This is a genomic window from Streptomyces sp. NPDC079141, from assembly GCF_040686775.1.
GTDB lineage: Bacteria > Actinomycetota > Actinomycetes > Streptomycetales > Streptomycetaceae > Streptomyces.
Genome location: NZ_JBFBLP010000002.1, coordinates 484,366 through 503,827, shown reverse-complemented (window position 1 = coordinate 503,827; position 19,462 = coordinate 484,366). Strand labels below are relative to the sequence as shown.

Below are 19,462 nucleotides of genomic sequence, written 5' to 3'. Positions count from 1 at the left end.
TGTCGGCACGACACCCGCAAGGAGGAACCGGTGCTGGAGCTGTCGATCCTGGGCTTCCTGGCCGAAGAGCCGCTGCACGGCTACGAGCTGAAGGAACGCATCAAGGCCCTCAGCGGCCATGTCCGCCCGGTCAGCGACGGCGCGCTGTATCCGGCGATCACCCGGCTCACCGAGGCGGGCCGCATCGACCAGCACACGGAACCGGGCGCAAGCGCCGCGCCGCGCCGCGTGCTCTCCCTCACCGAGGCCGGTCGCGAGGAGCTGCTGGAGCGTCTGCGCCGGCCTAAGGACGTGGAGATCACCGACCAGGTCCGGTTCAACACCGTCCTGTCGTTCCTGCACCACCTGCCGGACCGCCGGGAGCAGGCCGCGGTGCTCCGGCGCCGCCTGGACTTCCTTGAGACCCCGGCGAGCTTCTTCTACCGCGACGGAGAACCCGTACGGTCGGAGGAGGCCGGCGATCTGTTCCGGCAGGGCATGCTGCGCGTGGCGCGGGCGACCGGCCGGGCGGAGCGGGCCTGGCTCAAGGAGGCCATCGACCTCCTCGATCAGCCCAGCTGAACCCGCAGATACTCCCGCCACTGCCAGGTGAAGTCCTCCAGGGTCGTCCCGAGCACCTTCTCCATGGCGTCCTCGACCGCGCCCGCCCGCTTCTCGTGCGCGCCGACGGCCCGGTAGAACTCCCGGAGCTTGTCCTCGCCCCACTGGTCGGCGACGAGCCGGCAGGCCAGCCAACCGGCCTCGTAGGCCTGCGCCAGCTCGGACGCGCTCCCGGTGAACCCGAAGTCCTCGTCGGTGGGCAGCGCCGCAGGCACCCGCCCGTCGGTCACCGCCCGCCACAGCTCCGGCGCGGCCTGGGAGGGCGTACGCCCGGCGGCGAGATAGCCGACCCAGTCCGCGTATCCCTCGGACAGCCACAGCGGGGTGGCGGCGCCGGTGTGGGCGCGGGTGGCGACATGCGCGGTCTCGTGGGTGAGCACGATCTGCTTGCCGGTCGCGCCGAGGACGCCGTACGCCACGGGATTGACGATGATCCGGTCCGCGGGCGACTCGCCCTTGGTGCCCGTCTCGCCCGTGGTGACGGCGGCGATGCCCCGGTACGAGGAGGCGGGCGAGCCGAGCAGCCCCGCCATCCCCTCCAGCGACTCCGGAACGAGCACCACCGTGCGCCGGGGCCACTCGGTGCCCCAGGCACGTGTCACCTCCGGCACCGCGCGGTCCGCCAGCTCGGCGTAGGAGGCCAGTTTCTCGGCGGACTGCCCGACGCCCAGCACCATGCTGCGCTCGCCCCGGGCCACCATCACCTCGCCCTGGTCCCACAGTTGCTCGGCGGCCTTCTTCGCGGGGCGCTCGGAGTCGACGTACCACTCGCCCCCGGCGTCCAGGCCGAGCCGCAGGGTCCGGCCGGCGACGACGGGGGCCGTGTCGTGGCCCTCGACGCGGTACCGCAGGTCGGCCTCGACGGTGGCCGTGTCCCCGGTGCGGTGCAGGCCGGTCACTCGGTAGGACCACTCGGCGAAGGGCACCGCGCGCAGTCTGTCGAACCCCTCGCGCGCTCCCGTCCGGGCGAAGGCCGACGCGTCACGGTCGAGGACCGCGGCCGACCGCCGGTCGAGCACCCGCTGCACCGCGTCCGTGGCCGCGTCCGCGGCGGGCCGGCCGCCGCACGCCACGAGCGAGACGAGCAGCAGACACAGCGCCACAACCGAGCACCCCGACGCACGCCGTCGACCAGCCATGCCGCGATCGTACGGCGGCCGGAGCCCGTAGGTCAGACCCCCGTCAGACCCTCGTGACCGTCGCGCCCGGCATCATGCCGACCGGGTCGTAGCGCACGGGCGCGCCGGGATAGGGCGCGTGGACGACCTGGCCGTTGCCCATGTACATCCCGACATGGCTCGCGTCCCCGCGGTAGGTGACCAGGTCGCCGGGCTGGGCCTGGGCGAGCGGGACCTGCCGGCCGGCGTACCGCTGGCCCTGCGAGGTGCGCGGCAGGGAGACCCCGGCCTGCGCGTACGACCACTGCATCAGGCCCGAACAGTCGAAGCCGTTGGGCCCGTTGGCGCCCCACACGTACGGCTTGCCGACGGCGGAGCGGGCGGCGGCGACCGCGGCGGCGGCGCGGCCCGAGGCCGGGACGGCGCCCCCGAGGTTGGGCATGCCGGAGCGGCCGGAACGGGAGGCGCGGTCGTAGGCGGCGCGCTCGGCGGAGGGCAGGGAGTTGAGCAGTTGCCGGGCCTTGGCGAGCTTGTTCTCCACGGTCCGTTTGTGGGAGGCGACGGCCTTGCGGCTCTTCTCCAGCTCGCCGAGCTTGCGGGAGGCCTCCGCGCGCTCCTGGGCGAGTTCGCGCATAGCGCCCTGAAGGTCCTTCAGCTCGCCGGCCTGGTGCGCGGTGATCCGGTCGAGGACGGCCGCCTTGTCGAGGTAGTCGTCCGGGTCGTCGGAGAACAGCAGGGCCAGGGACGGGTCGAGGCCGCCGGAGCGGTACTGGGCGCCGGCCAGCGAACCGAGCGCCTCCCGCATGGCGTTGATGCGCTCCTGCTGCCGGGCGATCCGGTCCTGCGCGTTGCCGACCTGCTTGCGCAGCGCGTCGGCGCGTTCGTCCGCCTTGTTGTACGCCTCGGTGGCCTTCTCGGCCTCCTCGTAGAGGCGGTCCACCTCGGCCCGGGTGTCGTCGTGCGGCGCGGCCATCGCGGAGGTGGCCGGTACGGCCCCGAGGGCGGCTGCCGCGGCTGACATGACGCAGAGCGCGGCACTGGCGCCCCGGTCGAACCCGGACGGTACAAGGCGACGATGTGACCTCACGAGAAGCCGCACCCCATCTCACTGGCGGACAGGAAACGCGGCAGACAGTAACCCCGGGACGGGGCACCGACCAACGACCGCCGTGGGCACACACCGTGACGCCCCGCCTATGACGCAGGTCATGGGCGGGGCGCGGGGTCAGTTCAGGTCGGCGGGATTCGCCCGAACGGGCGGTGCCGTGTCCTGATCTTGGAGGGTGAGGGCGATCAGATCCGGACGCCGAACTGGAACGGCATGTTGTTGATCGACTCGTAGCGGACGACCGTGCCGGTGCGCGGGGCGTGCAGGATCTGGCCGTTGCCCGCGTAGAAGCCGACGTGGTGCTGGTCGCTGTAGAAGATGACCAGGTCGCCGACCTTGAGGTCGGACTGGCTGTAGATCCGCGTGCCGGCACTGGCCTGGGCCTGCGAGGTGCGCGGGATGGAGACGCCGGCCTGGGCGAAGGCCCAGGAGGTCAGGCCCGAGCAGTCGAAGGAGGAGGGGCCGGAGGCGCCGTAGACGTAAGGCGAGCCGATCTTGCTCTGGGCAGCCTGGTAGGCGGCCATCGCGCGGCCGGAGCCGGCGGGGGCATCGCCGAGCTCGACGCGGTCGGAGGCGGAACGGCTGGCCCGCTCCTCCTCGGCGGCGAGGGCGGCCTTCTCGGCGGCGGTCAGGGTGTTGAGCAGCTTCTGCGCCTCGGCCAGCTTCGCCTGGACTTCCGTCTTGTTCTTGCCCAGTTCGGTCCGGGTGGAGGCGAGGTCCTTGAGCTTCTCGGTGGCCTCGGCCCGGTCCTGGGCGAGTTCGCGCTGCTTGTCCTGGATCTTCTTCAGCGCCTCGACCTGCTGGCTGCTCAACTGGTCGAGCGTGGAGGCCTTGTCGAGGTAGTCGTCCGGGTCGGAGGAGAGGAAGAGCTGGACGGAGGAGTCGATGGACCCCGTGCGGTACTGGGCGGCGGCCGCCAGACCTATGGAGTCACGCATCTCGTTCAGGTCTTCCTGACCGCGCGCGACGTTGTCCTGGATGGTGGAGATCTCCTTCTGGAGCTTCTCCTGCTTCTCCTTGGCGCCGTTGTACTTCTCGGTCGCGTGCTCGGCCTCTTCGTAGAGCTTGTCGACCTTGGCCTTGACCTCGTCCTTGCTCGGCTTCTCACTGGGAGCGGCGTTGGCCGCCTGCGAGCTGATGGCCACGGCGGCAGCGGCGGCGGTGGTCAGCACGGTGACACGCGCGCGGCTCGGCTGCTTGGGTCGACGGTGGGACGCCACGGAGGCGAGCTCCTTCTTCTCAGTGACCTTCCGAGCGAAGGTTCGAAGGTTCGAAGGCAGACCCTAGTGACACAGCTGTGATCAGTTCAAACCCATGGGCGATTTATCCCGGTTACCGTCCGCATTCTTTGCCATCAACCCACGTGCAGTGATGTCCACTTGACGCTACGTTGCGTGACGCTTCCGTCAATTCGGGCAATGCGTCTGTACGTTGACCTTCAGGACAGGCGCTTGAGAAGCACCGCAGAAGCCACCGGCCGGGCGCCCGCCTTGGCGACCCCGTCGGCCACCTCGCGGTCGGTCGAGGCGACGATGACCGGCCGGCCGGGCGGCTCGGCGCGCACCAGCTGACGGATCAGTTCGTCCGCCGTGACACCGGGCTTGGAGAACAGCACACGGACCCCGCGCGGCGGCGCGAGCAGCACCGGCGCGGCCAGTTCGGCGCCGTCGAAGACACACGTCACCTCGGCGCCGGTCTGCGCGGCCAGCTGCGAGAGCTGCCCGAGCAGCCTGAGGCGCTGCTTCTCCAACGGCATCTGCGGATAGCCGGTCTTGGTGACGTTGTAGCCGTCGACGACCAGATGCGCCTGGGGCAGGGCGAGCAACTGGTCGAGAATCGCGGGGTCGTTCTCGGACAGCGCCCGCGCGGCGATGTCCTTCGGCGTCATACGTCCCGGTTCGACCGCATCCACGGTCTCCGCCGGACGCACCGACACCGGCGGCAACGCCAGCTCCCGGCGCAGCCCTTGGGCGGCGTCCAGCAGGGTGTCCAGCAGCAGCCGGACCCGCATGTCCTCGACGCTGCGGCCCTCGCGCGCGGCCCGGCGGGTGGCCTCCAGAGCGGCCTCGGCCTCGCCGAGCCGCCCCTTCAGCCGCCGGGTCTCGCTCTCGGCGGCGGACACCTGCGCATGCGCCTCGGCACGCAGGGCCTCGGTCTCGACGTGCACCTTGCGCAGCGCCGCCTCACCACGCTTGACATCGCTGAGAGCGGCGCGCAGCTTGCGGTGAAGCGATTCGGCTTCCTTCTTGGCCGTCTCCAGTTCGGCGCGCAGCCGCTCGGTCTCCGCCCGGGTCAGCTCCCGGGCCAGGGCGAGTTCGCCGCGCAGCCGCTCCAGCTCGGCCCGGCTCTCCTCGTCGGCGCGCTCGGCGTCGACCCGCTGGGCCTCCTCGCCGGCCGCGGTCACGAGCTTCACCCAGCCGGTGGGCCGCAGTACGTAGGCCGCGGCCGCGACGTCCAGCGGATCCGCGGCCGGGGGCGGCGAGCCCGAGTCGAGGGCGCCGGTGAGTTCCGGCTGGGCCTCTCTCAGCTTCTCCCCGATGCGCTGCCGGAACAGCGGATCGGTCTCCAGCGCGGCAGCCATCGCGTTACCGGCGAACTTGGCCCGCCGGTTCGGAGCAAAACGGGCGTACTGCCGTAGCTGGGCCGGGAGTTCACCGACGGTCAGCCCACCGAAGCCGTCGGAGACGATCTGTACGACCCGGCGGCGCACTCCATCGGGCAGCGGACGGTCGAGCACCTCGGCGGCGCCGTCGCCCGGCCCCCCGCCTGCGGTCTCCACCATCCGTCGTCACCCCAATACCTGTGCGGATCCCCCGGCAGGGGGGATCGCCTGTGCGGGGCCCGCTCCCGATCAGGAGCCGGCGCCCGGCCTGTCCACGAGTTCCACCTGGTCCACGGCATTGCACCAGCGGCAGCGGACCGACTCGATGGTCTCACTGACCACCTCGCGCTCCTCCACGTTCGGCTCGCCGGCCAGGTCGAGGTGGACGTACTCGACGACCTTCGACGAACGCGTCACGTCGAAGCGGGTGAGGTTGCCGCAGAGGGTGCAGCGCCACCGCGTGGTGGCGGTCGGCAGGGGAACCGTCATCGCGACTGTTCTTTCCTTCCAGTGTCGGTGACTCACCGGTGTCCCCGGTGCGTGTGGCTCGTAACCCTACGGCCTGGCGGGGACTCGCCGCTCGGGCGTCCACGGCGGCGAGGCAGTCTGTTCTATTCCATCCTGTTACGTCATGCTCTGTGTTCATGATCAGCAACTGGAGCACAACGGTCGGCAGAGCGGTCCGGACGCCTTCGCCGGTGACATACGGACTGATCGCCCTGTGCTCGCTGATCTTCCTGATCGGCCCCGCCTCGGGCCTCAATCCGGTGTACGGCACCGGCGACGAACTGCTCGCCGCGCAGCGCGCCTATTTCCGCCGCTGGGGCGTGGTCCCGGCCGAACTGTTCGAAGGCTCGGCCCGCGCCGCCCTGACCCCGGCCACGGCCCTCTTCGTCCACGGCAGCTGGGTGCACCTGCTGGGCAACATGCTGTTTCTCTACGTCTTCGGCGTGCTCACCGAGGAACGGATGGGCCGCGTCCAGTTCACCCTGTTCTATCTGGGCTGCGGCTATCTCGCCCTGCTGGGCTACGCGGCCGCCAACGCCGACTCCGAGCAGTCCCTGGTCGGCGCGTCCGGCGCGATCTCCGCGGTCCTCGGGGCGTTCCTGGCGCTGTTCCCACGGGCCCGGGTGACCAGCCTGCTGCCGTTCCTGTTCTTCCTGCCGCTGCGCTTCCCGGCGTGGATCGTGCTGCCGTTCTGGGCGGCCCTGCAGTGGCTGGCGGCGGGGCGGGCGGCGAGCGGGCCGGGGGTGGCCTATCTGGCGCACCTCGTGGGCTTCGGCCTGGGCCTCTGCTTCGCCTGGGTGCGGTTCGGCCGTACGACTAGAGTGAAGGCCACCCCAGCGACGCCGGCCCCCGAGGGAGAGAACCAGCCGTGATCACCGCGATCGTCCTCATCAAGACCAGCGTGGACCGGATCCCCGAGATCGCGGAGCAGATCGCTTCGCTGGACAGCGTGAGCGAGGTCTTCTCCGTCACCGGTACCTACGACCTGATCGCGATGGTCCGGGTGAAGCAGCACGAGGACCTCGCCGAGGTCATCCCCGGCCGGATCAGCAAGATCCCCGGCGTGGAGGGCACGGACACGCACGTGGCGTTCCGGACGTACTCGCAGCACGACCTGGAGGCGGCGTTCGCGCTCGGCCTGGACAGCTAGGACACGGGATCGGGGGTGTGCGGCGACCGCCGCACACCCCCGATCCGCTTCAGACCGCCGGGACGCAACGCCCGTCCTCCGTGCGGTAGTTCCACTTCGCGCCGTCGGTGACGAGTTCGCGCACGGCGTTCACGAACCGCTCGACGTGCTCGTCCGGCGTACCCGCGCCGAAGCTGACCCGGATCGCGTTGAGGGACTTCTCGCCGGGCGCCGCCTCGGGGGCACCGCACTCACCCTGCGTCTGCGGGTCGCTGCCCAGCAGGGTGCGGACCAGCGGGTGGGCGCAGAACAGACCGTCGCGGACGCCGATGCCGTACTCGGCGGAGAGCGCGGCGGCGAAGTGGGAGCTGTTCCAGCCCTCGACGACGAAGGAGATCACGCCGACCCGCGGGGCGTCGTCGCCGAACAGGGAGAGGACACGCACCTCCGGGACCTCGGCGAGGCCCGCCCGGACCTTCTCGATCAGGTGCTGCTCACGGGCGACCAGGGTGTCGAAGCCCGCCTCCGTCAGCGCCTTGCAGGCCGACGCGATGGAGTAGACACCGATGACGTTCGGCGACCCGGCCTCGTGCCGCGCCGCGCTCTCGTGCCACTCCACGGCCACTCCCCCGTCCTCGCGCCGGGTGACCTTGCGGCTGGCGCCGCCGCCCGCGAGGTAGGGGTCGGCCGCGCGCAGCCAGTCGGCGCGGCCGGCCAGTACGCCAGAGCCGAAGGGGGCGTAGAGCTTGTGGCCGGAGAAGGCGACCCAGTCGACGTCGAGATCCTGGACGGACACCGGGTGGTGCGGGGCGAGCTGGGCGGCGTCGAGGACGATCCGGGCGCCGTGCGCATGGGCGGCGGCGGCGAGTTCCCGTACGGGCCACAGCTCGCCGGTGACGTTCGAGGCGCCGGTGACGCAGACCAGGGCCGGGCCGTAGGGGTCGCGGTCGGCGAGGGCGCGCTCCAGGGTGGCCACGGCCTGCTGCGGGGTGCGCGGGGCGTTGAGGTAGGTGACCTTCGCGTCCTGCCAGGGCAGCAGCGAGGCGTGGTGCTCGGTCTCGAAGACGAAGACCTGGCAGTCGGCAGGGAGGGCCGCGGCCAGCAGGTTCAGCGAGTCGGTGGTGGAGCGCGTGAAGATCAGCTGGTCGTCGGCGCGGCAGTCGAGAAACTCGGCGACGGTCCTGCGGGCGTTCTCGAAGAGGTCCGTGGACAGCTGGGAGAGGTATCCGGCGCCCCGGTGGACGCTGCCGTAGTACGGCGCGTAGGCCGCCACGTCGTCCCAGACCCGCTGGAGGGCGGGGGCGCTGGCGGCGTAGTCGAGGGCCGCGTAGGTGACCTCGCCGCCGGTGACGAGCGGGACCGTGACATCCCGGCCCAGAACGGCCAGGGGGGCACAAACGGACTGGTCGGCGGCAACGCTGGAGACAGACATGACGGAACTCCCGTGAGAGGGCATGCCGGCAGCAGGCAACGGCATGCGGGAAAAGCGGAGAAAAGGGGATGCGGAGGCGGGGCTCTGCGGCCCTATCGCATTCGCTTGCTCACGGAAGACTCCTCGACGACCAGGACCCCTGGTGACGCGAGGGGTCCGCGCTTGCCGTAAGCCTTTGTGGCTACGGCCTGGTCTTCACCCGGGGCACCCCGCCACGGACGGAGGGTTGCCGGACAGTCGGCCGGGGCCTCATGACTGTCACTCATGACCTGGTACAGGAACGTACGTGAAGTGATCGATGTCCCGCAACCCGTGTCCGGATCGCGGGACATCCCGGCACGGAACCTACGCGTTGCTGGCCGCCACCCAGCGCTCCAGCGTCCGCTTCGCCGCCCCCGAGTCGATGGACTCCGCGGCCCTCGCCATCCCGGCGCGGATCTGGTCCGTCAGGGGGGCCTCGGTCGGGTTCAGGGCCACCAGCGCCGCCGCCGAGTTCAGCAGCACCGCCTCGCGCACGGGGCCGGTCTCGCCGTCCAGGAGCCGCCGGGCGACCTCCGCGTTGTACGACGCGTCCGCGCCCCGCAGAGCCTCGACCGGGACCAGCTCGATGCCGACCTCCCGCGGGTCGAAGGCCTCCTCGGTGACCTTGCCGTCGCGGACGATCCACACCCGGGAGGTGGCCGTGGTCGTCAGCTCGTCGAGCCCGTCGTCGCCGCGGAACACCAGTGCGGACGAGCCGCGCTCGGCCAGCACACCGGCCATCAGCCCGGCCATACGGGTGTCGAAGCAGCCGATCGCCGAGGAGGTGACCCGGGCGGGGTTGGTCAGCGGGCCGAGGAGGTTGAACGAGGTCGGAATCCCCAGGTCCCGGCGGACCGCGCCGACGAACCGCATCGAGGGGTGGAACTTGGCCGCGAAGCAGAAGGTGATCCCGGCCTGGTCCACCACCTGCGCCACCCGCTCGGGCGACAGGTCCAGGTTGATGCCGAGCTTCTCCAGCACGTCCGACGAGCCGCTCGCCGAGGACGACGCCCGGTTGCCGTGCTTGACGACCTTCGCCCCGGTGCCCGCGATCACGATGGCCGACATGGTCGAGATGTTGACCGTCCTGGCCCGGTCGCCGCCCGTGCCGACGATGTCGACGGCCGGCCCCGGGATGTCCAGCGGCTGCGCGTGCGCGTACATCGCCTCGACGAGACCGTTGATCTCCTCGACGGTCTCTCCCTTGGCCCGCAGCGCCACCATGAAGCCGGCGATCTGGGCGTCCGTCGCCTCGCCGCTCATGAAGCGGTTCATGGCCCACGCCGTGTCGCCGGCGCTCAGGTCCCGTCCGGCGAGCAGGGCGCTGAGGACGTCGGGCCAGGAACGGCCCGCCGCGGTGTCGCCTCCAGCGGGGGTCACAGCGCTCATAAGGCCGCTCCTGGGTGTCGTAGATGACTGTGGACCCCACCCTATCCAGCCGGAAGGCATGGCAAAGGGCCCCGTCCGAAGACCGGACGGGGCCCTTTGGCCGGCGTGGCGACGCCGCAGCGATCAGTGGTGGCCGTGGCCGCTCGTGATCTCCTTGTACTCCTCGACGGTCGGCTTCGGAATCTGGGACTCCTCGCCGTAGTACGCCTCGCTGAGCTTGGCGCGCAGCTTCTGGGAGCCCTTCACCTTGCGCTCGACACCGTTCTCGTCGACCGTCGGGCCGATCTCGGCCGGCTTGTACTGCTCGTGCGCGGTGAGCGTGTGCAGCTGCTCCTGGCTGAGCGGCTCGTGCACCTCGATGAACTCACCGTGCGGCAGGCGCTTGATGATGCCCGACTCGCGGCCGTGCAGCACCTTGTCCTTGTCGCGGCGCTGGAGGCCGAGGCAGATCCGCTTGGTGACGATGAACGCGATGACGGGCGCGACGAAGAACGCGATCCGGACGAACCAGGTGATGGCGTTGATCGACAGGTGGAAGTGGGTGGCCCAGAGGTCGTTTCCACCACCGATCAGCAGCACCATGTACCAGGTGATCCAGGCGACACCGAAGGCCGTACGGGTCGGCGCGTTGCGCGGGCGGTCCAGGATGTGGTGCTCGCGCTTGTCGCCGGTGACCCAGGACTCGATGAACGGGTAGACCGCGATCGCGACCAGGACCAGCGGGAAGATCATCAGCGGGATGAACACACCCAGGACGAGCGTGTGACCCCAGAAGTTGACCTCCCAGCCCGGCATGACACGGATCAGGCCCTCGGAGAAGCCCATGTACCAGTCGGGCTGGGCGCCGGTCGACACCTGGTCCGGACGGTAGGGGCCCATGGACCAGATCGGGTTGATCGTGGCGATCGCGGAGATGACCGCGATGACACCGAAGACCAGGAAGAAGAAGCCGCCGGCCTTGGCCATGTACACCGGCAGCAGCGGCATGCCGACGACGTTGTTGTTCGTCTTGCCGGGGCCCGCGTACTGCGTGTGCTTGTGGTAGAAGACCAGGATCAGGTGGGCGACCACCAGACCGAGCATGATGCCCGGCAGCAGCAGGACGTGGACCGAGTAGAAGCGGGCCACGAAGTCGCCGCCCGGGAACTCTCCGCCGAAGAGGAAGAACGACAGGTACGTGCCGACGATCGGCACGGACAGGACCGCGCCCTCCATGAAGCGGACACCGGTGCCGGAGAGCAGGTCGTCCGGGAGCGAGTAACCGGTGAAGCCGGTGAACATGCCCAGGACGAACAGCAGGAAGCCGAACAGCCAGTTGACCTCACGCGGCTTGCGGAACGCACCCGTGAAGAACACGCGCATCATGTGCACGAACATGCCGGCGAGGAAGATCAGCGCCGCCCAGTGGTGGATCTGCCGGATCAGCAGACCACCGCGCACATCGAAGGAGATGTGCATGGTCGAGTTGAACGCCTCGGACATCAGCTGGCCCTGCAGCGGGACGTAGCTGCCGTGGTACTCCACCTCGTTCATCGACGGGTGGAAGAACAGCGTCAGGTACACACCCGTGAGGATGATGATGATGAAGCTGTAGAGGCAGACCTCGCCCAGCATGAACGACCAGTGGTCGGGGAAGATCTTGCGCATGTTGGCCTTGGCCAGGGAGTAGATCCCCAGCCGGCCGTCGGCCCAGTCGGCGACGCGCTCGCCGGCCGGTGCCTTCCCGCGAGAGCGGGACTCGGGGGTCGTCGTAGTGCTCATCCGCGCTCCCAGAAAGCAGGACCAACGGGCTCGTCGAAGTCGCCGAGCGCCTCAAGGTAGCCCTCGTCGTTCACGCCGATGCGCAGCTGCGGCAGGGCGTGACCGGCCGGGCCGAAGATCACTCGGGCACCGTCGGCGAGGTCGAAGGTGGACTGGTGGCAGGGGCAGAGCGCGTGGTGCGTCTGCTGCTCGTACAGCGAGATCGGGCAACCGACGTGGGTGCAGATCTTCGAGTACGCCACGATGCCCTCGTGCGACCACTCAAGCTCTTGCTTGTCCTTGATGTTGTCCGGCTGGATCCGGACGATCATCAGGGCCGCCTTGGCGATTTCCTTCTGGAAGTCGTGGTCGTGCTCCTCCAGGCCCTCCGGCTTGGCGAAGGTGAGGGAGCCGACCGCGACGTCCGAAGGACGCAGCGGCTCGTTGGTGTTCATGTTGACGAGCAACTTGCCCTTGGCCCACAGGGTGTGGCGCAGCTTGTCCTCGGGCAGCGGGCCGAGGTCGCGCAGCAGGACGACACCGGAGAGCGGGAACAGGGCCAGCGCGCCGAACATCGTGTTGCGGATCAGCTTGCGGCGGCCGAGCGCGGACTCCTTGGCGCCGTCCGCGAAGTCGGCCAGAACCTTGGCCTTGACCTCGGGCGGAGCCTCGATCGGGTGCCGCTCGTCGGCGATCTCCACGTCCGACATCAGGGTGCGGGCCCAGTGGACCGCGCCCGCGCCGATGCAGAACAGCGAGATGCCCAGCGTCATGCCCAGCGCGAAGTTCAGCGCGCTGATGTGACCCAGCGGGAAGATGTAGACCGACTTGTCGGCGTCGATCCCCACGTAGGAGGCGATGAAGCCGACGGTGGCCAGCATCGAGACCGTGAACAGGAAGGCGACCGAGCGCTCGGACCGCTTGGCGGCCCGCTCGTCGATGTCCTGGATCCGGTGCTCGTGGGGCGGCAGGCCGGGGTCCGCGAACGGGTCCTTGTCGTCCGCGACGCTCACCGCGCCGTGTGCGTCCTGCTCTGCGGGCAGGTTCTCTTCTGGAATGTCTTGGCTACTCATGACTTCTTGGCCTTTGCGGTCCGAGCGGCAACCCAGACGGCGACCGCGATCAGCGCGCCGAGTCCGAAGACCCACGCGAACAGGCCCTCACTGACCGGACCGAGTCCGCCCAGCTCAAGACCACCGGGGCTCTCGGTGTCGTCGCTGTTGACCGCGTCGAGGTACGCGATGATGTCCTTCTTGTTCTGCTCCGACAGCGTGGTGTCGGGGAAGGAAGGCATGTTCTGCGGGCCGGTCTGCATGGCCTCGTAGATGTGCTTCGGGTCCACGCCCTCAAGGGTCGGCGCGAACTTGCCGTGCGTCAGCGCACCACCCTTGCCGGTGAAGTTGTGGCACTGCGCGCAGTTCGTGCGGAACAGCTCGCCACCCTTGGCGATGTCGGCACCCTCGGGGGCGTACTCGGCCTCGGTCGGGATGGACGGACCGGCGCCCAGCGAGGCGATGTACGCCGCGAGCTGGTCGATCTCGGCCTGGGTGTAGACGACCTTCTTCCGCGGCGCCTGGGCGCCCTGGGAGGTCGCGGCCGGCATGCGGCCGGTGCCCACCTGGAAGTCGACGGCCGCGGCGCCGACGCCCACCAGGCTCGGACCGTCGGAGGAGCCCTGACCGCCGGTTCCGTGGCAGCTGGCGCAGCCTACGGCGTAGAGCTTCTTACCCTCGTCGATGGCGAGAGACTGGGCGGTTTCGTCTGCCTGCGCCTTGCCCGTGGGCGCGACAAAGGCGTACAGCCCCCCAGTGGCCGCCAGCGCGAGGAGTAGGACGACGACCGCCGCCAGCGGATGGCGTCGTCGTGCGGAGAGCTTTTTCACGGATTACCCCGGTGTCAGGATCTTCTGCGTCGATGCTTCTGGGATGTGCGCTTGCTTGCTCGTGTGCTCGCAGCGCGCGGGAGCGGGCCCGGCTACTTGATCATGTAGATCGTGGCAAAGAGGCCGATCCAGACGACATCGACGAAGTGCCAGTAGTAGGACACGACGATCGCGGCGGTCGCCTGCTCGTGAGTGAACCTCTTGGCCGCGTAGGTGCGGCCAAGAACGAACAGGAAGGCGATGAGGCCACCCGTCACGTGCAGGCCGTGGAAGCCGGTGGTCAGGTAGAAGACCGAGCCGTACGGGTCGGAGGAGAGCGAGAGGCCCTCGTGCTTCACCAGCTCGGTGTACTCGTAGACCTGGCCGCCGATGAAGATCGCACCCATCACGAAGGTGACGATGAACCACATCCGGAGCTTCTTCACGTCACCGCGCTCGGCGGCGAAGACGCCGAGCTGGCAGGTCAGGGAGGAGAGCACCAGGATCGTGGTGTTGGTCGCGGAGAAGGGGAAGTTCAGGAAGTCCGCCTTCTCCTTCCAGAAGTCTGGACCGGTCACCGATCGGAGGGTGAAGTACATCGCGAAGAGGGCCGCGAAGAACATCAGCTCGGAACTCAGCCAAATGATGGTTCCGACGCTGGTGAGGTTCGGTCGGTTGACCGACGGGTGCGCGTGCCCGGTTTCTACTGTCGTTGCTGTCGCCACGACCGACATTATGTCGGTCGCTTATCCCGCCCTCACTCCGGGGGGTGCCGTTCGGAGTGTCTCCCTGCTCCATACCGGTGTTGACGTGGTGTTCATGGGAGTAGCATCCGCCCCAACGGGCCTGTCCTTAACGACGCTGACGTCACGGAGGAACAATGCAGCCGACCGCCACGGTGCTGGTCTACAGCGACGACTCCAACACCCGCGAGCAGGTGCGGCTTGCCTCCGGCAGGCGGCCGGCTCCTGATGTGCCGCTGGTCGAGTTCGTGGAGTGCGCGACGCCTGCGGCGGTGCTGAAGGAGCTGGACAAGGGCGGGATCGACGTCTGTGTGCTGGACGGCGAGGCCGTGCCCATGGGGGGCATGGGGGTGTGCCGGCAGATCAAGGACGAGGTGTTCAACTGTCCGCCGGTGCTGCTGCTGATCGGGCGGCCGCAGGACGCGTGGCTGGCCACGTGGAGCCGGGCGGAGGCGGCGGTGACGTTGCCTGTGGATCCGGTGGAGTTCGCGGCGGCGCTGGCGGCTCTGCTGCGGACGAAGAGGCTGCAGAGCGCCTAGGAGTTAGGAGTTCGGGGGCTGCTGTGTGCGGGCGGCTGCGGGCCGTTTGTGGCCGTTCGCGCCCACGCGGCGGAGCCGCATGTCGATACAGCCCCGCGCCCCTGGGCGCGCTGTCCCTGACGCCTGTCACACGCTCTCCGGACGCAGTCGGGCCCTTTCCTCCGGGCGGGGGCCCTCCGGTGTGCCGCCCACCAGGGCGCTGCCCTTGCGCCACTTCTTCCAGGCGAGGTTCCAGTCGCCGAAGCCGTTGCCGAACGGTTCCATCGTGTCGCCGTAGGAGTTGACGACCTTGACGAGGTCGCCCTCGCGGACGTTGTCGAAGAACCACTCGGCGTTGCCGGTGCTCATGCCGGTGCAGCCGTGGCTGACGTTGGCGGAGCCCTGGGAGCCGACGGACCAGGGGGCGGCGTGCACGTACTCGCCGCTCCAGGTGACCCGGGTCGCGTAGTAGACGGGCAGGTCGTACGACTCCGAGGAGCCCTCGGCGATGCCGATGCTGGTGCCGCGCATCCGTACGAAGTACTCCTTGCCCAGCACCACCTTGACGCCGTTGCGGGTCTCGAAGCCGGGCTTGCCGGTGGTGACCGGCATGGAGTTGATCTCCTCGCCGTTCTTGTAGACGGTCATCCAATGGGACGACGCGTCGGTCACGGCGATGACGCGGTCGCCCGTCGTGATCTTCAGGGGCTTGGCCCTGCCGCCCCACAGCCGGTCGCTGATCTTGATGCCCTGCAGGTTGCTGCGGACCTGGATGGTGGCCTTGGTGGGCCAGTACTCCTTGGGCCGGTAGTGGAGTTTCTTGTCGTCCACCCAGTGCCAGGCGCCGTCCACGGCGGGCATGGAGTCGACCTTGAGGGCGCGCTCCACGACGGCCCGCTGTGCCCTGTCCTTGACGGGCCTGCTCAGTTCGGCGGTGATGGGCTGGCCGACGCCGTACTTGCCCGCCTTGGGGCTGAAGGTGACGTTCAGTCGCTTCTTGGTGAGCGGCTTGCCGGTGTCGAGGGTGAGGACCTTGCGGCCGGGGGCGCCGTCCTCGTCCTCCGTGGACACACGGACCGTGTAGCGGGCGTTGGCGGCCAGCGGAGAGGTGCTGTGCCAGCGACCCCCGTCGGCGTCGAGTTCGCCCGCCACGTAGCGGCCTGTGGCGTCCACGGCCGTGACGTCCGTGATGCGTCCGTCGGAGCTGTCGGCGGTGACCTCCAGGGGCTTGTCCGGGTCGGCCTTCTTCCCGTCGCCCGTGGGGCCGTTGAAGGAGATCTGGTCCGCCGCGTCGAACGGCGCGGCGGACAGCGGGTGGCCGTCGCTGCCGCATGCGGTGACGCTCGCGCTGAGCGCGATCACCAGCAGCGTGCAGCTGAGGACGGTGCGGGTGCGCGGAGTGTGGCTCATGCGTTTCACGCTAGGGAGCTTCGTCAGCACCGGCGCGGTGGGTCACTCCTGCGGGGGACCGCGACTGCGGCAAAAGGGGGAGCCCGGACGCTCCTGACGGAGTGTCCGGGCTCCAGAACGCTGTTCGCGTGTTACTGGGTGCGGTTCTCACCGCGGTAGTACTCGAAGACCCAGCCCCAGAGGCCGACGAGGATCAGCGGGGCGCCGAAGTACATCAGCCACCAGCCGATCGCGACCGACAGGAACGCGAGCGCACCACCGAGAGCCAGCGACAGCGGCTGCCAGCTGTGCGGGCTGAAGAACCCGACCTCGCCGGCGTCGTCCGCGACGTCCGCGTTCTTGTCGTCCTGCGCACCGGCGTCCACCCGCCGGGCCGTGAAGCCCAGGTAGAAGCCGATCATGATGGACAGACCGAACGCCAGGAAGAGAGCCGTGGTACCGGCCGGCTCCTTCGACCACACGCCATAGACGATCGCCATGGCGAGGATGAAGACGCTCAGCCAGATGAACATCCTGCCCTGGACCTTCACTTGCCGGCCTCCTTGCCACCGGCCAGAGCCTTCTCGCCGTGAGGCGCGTTCTCCAGCTGGTCGAGCGCTGCGATCTCAGGGTGGTGCAGGTCGAACGCCGGGGATTCACTGCGAATCCGCGGCAGGGTGAGGAAGTTGTGCCGGGGCGGCGGGCAGGACGTGGCCCACTCCAGCGAGCGGCCGTAGCCCCACGGGTCGTCGACCTCGATCTTCTTGCCGTACTTGGCGGTCTTCCAGATGTTGTAGAAGAACGGCAGGATCGACGCGCCGAGCACGAACGAGCTGATCGTCGAGACCGTGTTCAGGGCGGTGAAGCCGTCGGCCGCGAGGTAGTCCGCGTAACGCCGCGGCATGCCCTCGGCACCCAGCCAGTGCTGGACCAGGAACGTGCCGTGGAAGCCGACGAACAGCGTCCAGAAGGTGATCTTGCCGAGACGCTCGTCGAGCATCTTGCCGGTGAACTTCGGCCACCAGAAGTGGAAGCCGGCGAACATCGCGAACACCACGGTGCCGAACACCACGTAGTGGAAGTGCGCCACCACGAAGTACGAGTCCGAGACGTGGAAGTCCATCGGCGGCGAGGCCAGGATGACACCGGTCAGACCACCGAAGGTGAAGGTGACCAGGAAGCCGGTCACCCAGAGCATCGGGGTCTCGAAACTCAGCGACCCCTTCCACATCGTTCCGATCCAGTTGAAGAACTTCACGCCTGTTGGCACGGCGATGAGGAACGTCATGAAGGAGAAGAACGGCAGTAGGACGCCGCCGGTGACGTACATGTGGTGGGCCCACACCGTCACGGACAGACCCGCGATCGCGATGGTCGCCGCGATCAGACCCATGTAGCCGAACATCGGCTTACGGGAGAAGACCGGGATGATCTCACTGACGATGCCGAAGAACGGCAGGGCGATGATGTACACCTCTGGGTGGCCGAAGAACCAGAAGAGGTGCTGCCACAGCAGTGCGCCGCCGTTGGACGAGTCGAAGATGTGGCTGCCGAACTTGCGGTCCGCCTCCAGCGCGAACAGCGCCGCGGCCAGGACTGGGAAGGCGAGCAGGACCAGTACACCGGTCAGCAGCACGTTCCACACGAAGATCGGCATACGGAACATCGTCATGCCGGGTGCGCGCATGCAGATGATCGTGGTGATGAAGTTGACCGAGCCGAGGATGGTGCCGAAGCCGGAGAAGGCCAGACCCATGATCCACATGTCGGCGCCGATGCCCGGGCTGCGGACCGCGTCCGACAGCGGGGAGTAGGCGAACCAGCCGAAGTCGGCCGCGCCGTCCGGCGTGAGGAAGCCGGCGACCGCGATCAGCGAGCCGAACAGGTACAGCCAGTAGGCGAACATGTTCAGCCGCGGGAAGGCGACGTCGGGGGCACCGATCTGGAGCGGCATGATCCAGTTCGCGAAGCCGGCGAACAGCGGCGTCGCGAACATCAGCAGCATGATCGTGCCGTGCATCGTGAACGCCTGGTTGAACTGCTCGTTCGACATCATCTGCAGGCCCGGACGGGCCAGCTCCGCGCGCATCAGCAGTGCCATGAGGCCACCGATGCAGAAGAACGCGAACGACGTGACGAGGTACAGCGTTCCGATCGTCTTGTGGTCGGTGGTCGTCAGCCACTTCACCACGACGTTGCCGGGCTGCTTGCGCCTGACCGGCAGCTCGTTCTCGTACGAGTCCTCAGCTGCCGCGGCACCCTGGGGTTCGTTGAGGATGCTCACAGGTTGTTCGTCTCCCGGTTCTTCTCGTGGCTCGTCTGCGCGATGCCGGCGGGAACGTAACCGGTCTGCCCCTTCTTCACGAGGTCCTTGAGGTGCTGCTCGTAGCGCTCCTGGGAGACGACCTTCACGTTGAACAGCATCCGCGAGTGGTCGACGCCGCAGAGCTCGGCGCACTTGCCCAGGAAGGTGCCCTCCTGGTTCGGGGTCACCTCGAAGGCGTTGGTGTGGCCCGGGATGACGTCCTGCTTCATCAGGAACGGCACGACCCAGAAGGAGTGGATCACGTCACGCGAGGTCAGGACGAAGCGGACCCGCTTGCCCTCGGGCAGCCACAGGGTGGGGCCCGGGTTGCCGGTCTGTTCGTTGCGCGTGCCGGGGGTGCCGCAGTCGTAGACGCCGCCGGCGTTGGCCGGGAAGTCTTCCTTGAAGCGGTCCGGGATCGCGTCCAGTTCCTTGGCCTTGGTGGCGTCACCGGTGGAACCGTCGACGCCCTCGACGTAGTTGAAGCACCAGCTCCACTGGAAGCCGACGACGTTGATGGTCACGTCGGGCTTGTCCTTGAGCTCAAGGAGCTTCGACTCGTCCCGGGCCGTGAAGTAGAAGAGCACCGAGACGATGATCAGCGGGACCACCGTGTACAGCGCCTCGATCGGCATGTTGTACCGGGTCTGCGGAGGGACCTCGACCTTGGTGCGGCTGCGCCGGTGGAAGATGGCACTCCACAGGATCAGGCCCCACACCAGCACGCCGACGGCGAGCGCGGCAGCCCAGGAGCCCTGCCACAGGGAGAGGATCCGCGGAGCCTCTTCCGTGGTCGGGGTGGGCATACCAAGGCGGGGGAAGTCCTTGTATGTGCAACCGGTGGCGGTCGCCAGGACCAGGCCCGCGGTCAGTGCCTGCAGCAGCTTCCGCCGCATCGGGCGCCGCGGCGAGCGGTCGGAGCCGTTGGGACTCACGTAGCGCCTTCCCGAGAGTCTCGCCCGCGCTGTTCGGCTGCGGCCTGGCCTTCTCGCTGGTCGGT

19 protein-coding genes and 1 riboswitch are annotated in these 19,462 nt (G+C 68.9%); of the genes, 4 read left to right on the top strand and 15 right to left on the bottom strand.

The genetic code is table 11. The features are described from left to right. The first annotated feature begins 30 nt into the window (after nucleotides 1-30). Nucleotides 31-561, top strand: coding sequence for a PadR family transcriptional regulator (locus tag AB0Q90_RS07360; protein ID WP_363158041.1), 531 nt, complete (start codon nucleotides 31-33; stop codon nucleotides 559-561). On the opposite strand, the gene AB0Q90_RS07355 is transcribed toward AB0Q90_RS07360, so the two are convergent. The 5 genes from AB0Q90_RS07355 to AB0Q90_RS07335 all read right to left on the bottom strand — a co-directional run bounded on the left by AB0Q90_RS07355 (nucleotide 549) and on the right by AB0Q90_RS07335 (nucleotide 5,917). Continuing rightward, nucleotides 549-1,739, bottom strand: a complete 1,191-nt coding sequence (locus AB0Q90_RS07355) for a hypothetical protein (RefSeq protein WP_363158040.1) — start codon at nucleotides 1,737-1,739, stop codon at nucleotides 549-551. The genes AB0Q90_RS07360 and AB0Q90_RS07355 overlap by 13 nt on opposite strands. A gap of 43 nt (nucleotides 1,740-1,782) precedes the next feature. Further along, a complete protein-coding gene (locus tag AB0Q90_RS07350) occupies nucleotides 1,783-2,805 on the bottom strand; it encodes an NlpC/P60 family protein (RefSeq protein ID WP_363158039.1) in 1,023 nt (340 codons plus the stop codon). Nucleotides 2,806-3,011: 206 nt separating this feature from the next. Further along, nucleotides 3,012-4,046: an NlpC/P60 family protein gene (locus AB0Q90_RS07345; RefSeq protein WP_363158038.1), complete on the bottom strand. Its 1,035-nt coding sequence runs from the start codon at nucleotides 4,044-4,046 to the stop codon at nucleotides 3,012-3,014. A gap of 218 nt (nucleotides 4,047-4,264) precedes the next feature. Then, nucleotides 4,265-5,608, bottom strand: coding sequence for an NYN domain-containing protein (locus AB0Q90_RS07340; RefSeq protein ID WP_363158037.1), 1,344 nt, complete (start codon nucleotides 5,606-5,608; stop codon nucleotides 4,265-4,267). Nucleotides 5,609-5,677: 69 nt separating this feature from the next. After that, nucleotides 5,678-5,917 carry a hypothetical protein gene (locus tag AB0Q90_RS07335; protein WP_020939540.1) on the bottom strand — a complete coding sequence of 80 codons (240 nt, stop codon included), beginning with the start codon at nucleotides 5,915-5,917 and terminating at the stop codon, nucleotides 5,678-5,680. A gap of 155 nt (nucleotides 5,918-6,072) precedes the next feature. Here AB0Q90_RS07335 and AB0Q90_RS07330 point away from each other — a divergent pair, with 155 nt between their 5' ends. Both AB0Q90_RS07330 and AB0Q90_RS07325 read left to right on the top strand, forming a co-directional pair. Then, a complete protein-coding gene (locus AB0Q90_RS07330) occupies nucleotides 6,073-6,807 on the top strand; it encodes a rhomboid family intramembrane serine protease (protein WP_363158036.1) in 735 nt (244 codons plus the stop codon). Then, nucleotides 6,804-7,085: an Lrp/AsnC ligand binding domain-containing protein gene (locus AB0Q90_RS07325; protein WP_188286244.1), complete on the top strand. Its 282-nt coding sequence runs from the start codon at nucleotides 6,804-6,806 to the stop codon at nucleotides 7,083-7,085. The genes AB0Q90_RS07330 and AB0Q90_RS07325 overlap by 4 nt, the downstream gene beginning before the upstream one ends. Before the next feature lie 49 nt (nucleotides 7,086-7,134). On the opposite strand, the gene AB0Q90_RS07320 is transcribed toward AB0Q90_RS07325, so the two are convergent. From AB0Q90_RS07320 to AB0Q90_RS07295, 6 genes are all read right to left on the bottom strand, one after another. Next, nucleotides 7,135-8,496 (bottom strand): aminotransferase class V-fold PLP-dependent enzyme, encoded by a 1,362-nt coding sequence (locus AB0Q90_RS07320; protein ID WP_363158035.1) that lies wholly within the window; start codon nucleotides 8,494-8,496, stop codon nucleotides 7,135-7,137. Between the two features lie 153 nt (nucleotides 8,497-8,649). Beyond that, a riboswitch (SAM riboswitch) is annotated at nucleotides 8,650-8,766 on the bottom strand. 75 nt (nucleotides 8,767-8,841) lie between these two features. Beyond that, a complete protein-coding gene (gene trpD / locus AB0Q90_RS07315; protein ID WP_363158034.1) occupies nucleotides 8,842-9,906 on the bottom strand; it encodes an anthranilate phosphoribosyltransferase in 1,065 nt (354 codons plus the stop codon). A 123-nt stretch (nucleotides 9,907-10,029) separates the two neighbouring features. Next, nucleotides 10,030-11,667 (bottom strand): cytochrome bc complex cytochrome b subunit, encoded by a 1,638-nt coding sequence (locus AB0Q90_RS07310; RefSeq protein WP_363158033.1) that lies wholly within the window; start codon nucleotides 11,665-11,667, stop codon nucleotides 10,030-10,032. After that, nucleotides 11,664-12,719 (bottom strand): Rieske 2Fe-2S domain-containing protein, encoded by a 1,056-nt coding sequence (locus AB0Q90_RS07305; RefSeq protein ID WP_363158032.1) that lies wholly within the window; start codon nucleotides 12,717-12,719, stop codon nucleotides 11,664-11,666. Before AB0Q90_RS07305 ends, AB0Q90_RS07310 begins: the two co-directional genes overlap by 4 nt. Then, nucleotides 12,716-13,528 (bottom strand): c-type cytochrome, encoded by an 813-nt coding sequence (locus tag AB0Q90_RS07300; RefSeq protein ID WP_363158031.1) that lies wholly within the window; start codon nucleotides 13,526-13,528, stop codon nucleotides 12,716-12,718. Before AB0Q90_RS07300 ends, AB0Q90_RS07305 begins: the two co-directional genes overlap by 4 nt. A 92-nt stretch (nucleotides 13,529-13,620) precedes the next feature. Further along, nucleotides 13,621-14,241 (bottom strand): heme-copper oxidase subunit III, encoded by a 621-nt coding sequence (locus AB0Q90_RS07295; protein ID WP_363158030.1) that lies wholly within the window; start codon nucleotides 14,239-14,241, stop codon nucleotides 13,621-13,623. A gap of 146 nt (nucleotides 14,242-14,387) precedes the next feature. Here AB0Q90_RS07295 and AB0Q90_RS07290 point away from each other — a divergent pair, with 146 nt between their 5' ends. Next, on the top strand, nucleotides 14,388-14,789 hold the full coding sequence (locus tag AB0Q90_RS07290; protein WP_363158029.1) for a hypothetical protein: 402 nt from the start codon (nucleotides 14,388-14,390) through the stop codon (nucleotides 14,787-14,789). A 126-nt stretch (nucleotides 14,790-14,915) separates the two neighbouring features. Here the strand turns inward: AB0Q90_RS07290 and AB0Q90_RS07285 are convergent, their stop codons facing one another. From AB0Q90_RS07285 to coxB, 4 genes are all read right to left on the bottom strand, one after another. Next, the gene (locus tag AB0Q90_RS07285) at nucleotides 14,916-16,178 is read right to left on the bottom strand and encodes an Ig-like domain-containing protein (protein WP_363158028.1); all 1,263 of its coding nucleotides are present in this window, start codon (nucleotides 16,176-16,178) and stop codon (nucleotides 14,916-14,918) included. A 131-nt stretch (nucleotides 16,179-16,309) separates the two neighbouring features. Next, a complete protein-coding gene (locus AB0Q90_RS07280) occupies nucleotides 16,310-16,708 on the bottom strand; it encodes a cytochrome c oxidase subunit 4 (protein WP_363158027.1) in 399 nt (132 codons plus the stop codon). Beyond that, complete coding sequence (ctaD, locus tag AB0Q90_RS07275; RefSeq protein ID WP_363158026.1) at nucleotides 16,705-18,441, bottom strand: cytochrome c oxidase subunit I; 1,737 nt, start codon at nucleotides 18,439-18,441, stop codon at nucleotides 16,705-16,707. Before ctaD ends, AB0Q90_RS07280 begins: the two co-directional genes overlap by 4 nt. Beyond that, entirely contained in the window at nucleotides 18,438-19,397 is a 960-nt protein-coding gene (gene coxB, locus AB0Q90_RS07270) for a cytochrome c oxidase subunit II (protein WP_363158025.1), read from the bottom strand. Before coxB ends, ctaD begins: the two co-directional genes overlap by 4 nt. Nucleotides 19,398-19,462: the final 65 nt, after the last annotated feature.

Excerpts from the sequence above, each read along its gene's own strand:
- AB0Q90_RS07355 (WP_363158040.1), bottom strand. The coding sequence starts at position 1,739 with ATGGCTGGTCGACGGCGTGCGTCGGGGTGCTCGGTTGTGGCGCTGTGT.
- AB0Q90_RS07340 (WP_363158037.1), bottom strand. The coding sequence starts at position 5,608 with ATGGTGGAGACCGCAGGCGGGGGGCCGGGCGACGGCGCCGCCGAGGTG.
- AB0Q90_RS07335 (WP_020939540.1), bottom strand. The coding sequence starts at position 5,917 with ATGACGGTTCCCCTGCCGACCGCCACCACGCGGTGGCGCTGCACCCTC.
- AB0Q90_RS07330 (WP_363158036.1), top strand. The coding sequence starts at position 6,073 with ATGATCAGCAACTGGAGCACAACGGTCGGCAGAGCGGTCCGGACGCCT.
- AB0Q90_RS07320 (WP_363158035.1), bottom strand. The coding sequence starts at position 8,496 with ATGTCTGTCTCCAGCGTTGCCGCCGACCAGTCCGTTTGTGCCCCCCTG.
- trpD (WP_363158034.1), bottom strand. The coding sequence starts at position 9,906 with ATGAGCGCTGTGACCCCCGCTGGAGGCGACACCGCGGCGGGCCGTTCC.
- AB0Q90_RS07310 (WP_363158033.1), bottom strand. The coding sequence starts at position 11,667 with ATGAGCACTACGACGACCCCCGAGTCCCGCTCTCGCGGGAAGGCACCG.
- AB0Q90_RS07305 (WP_363158032.1), bottom strand. The coding sequence starts at position 12,719 with ATGAGTAGCCAAGACATTCCAGAAGAGAACCTGCCCGCAGAGCAGGAC.
- AB0Q90_RS07295 (WP_363158030.1), bottom strand. The coding sequence starts at position 14,241 with ATGTCGGTCGTGGCGACAGCAACGACAGTAGAAACCGGGCACGCGCAC.
- AB0Q90_RS07290 (WP_363158029.1), top strand. The coding sequence starts at position 14,388 with ATGCAGCCGACCGCCACGGTGCTGGTCTACAGCGACGACTCCAACACC.
- AB0Q90_RS07285 (WP_363158028.1), bottom strand. The coding sequence starts at position 16,178 with ATGAGCCACACTCCGCGCACCCGCACCGTCCTCAGCTGCACGCTGCTG.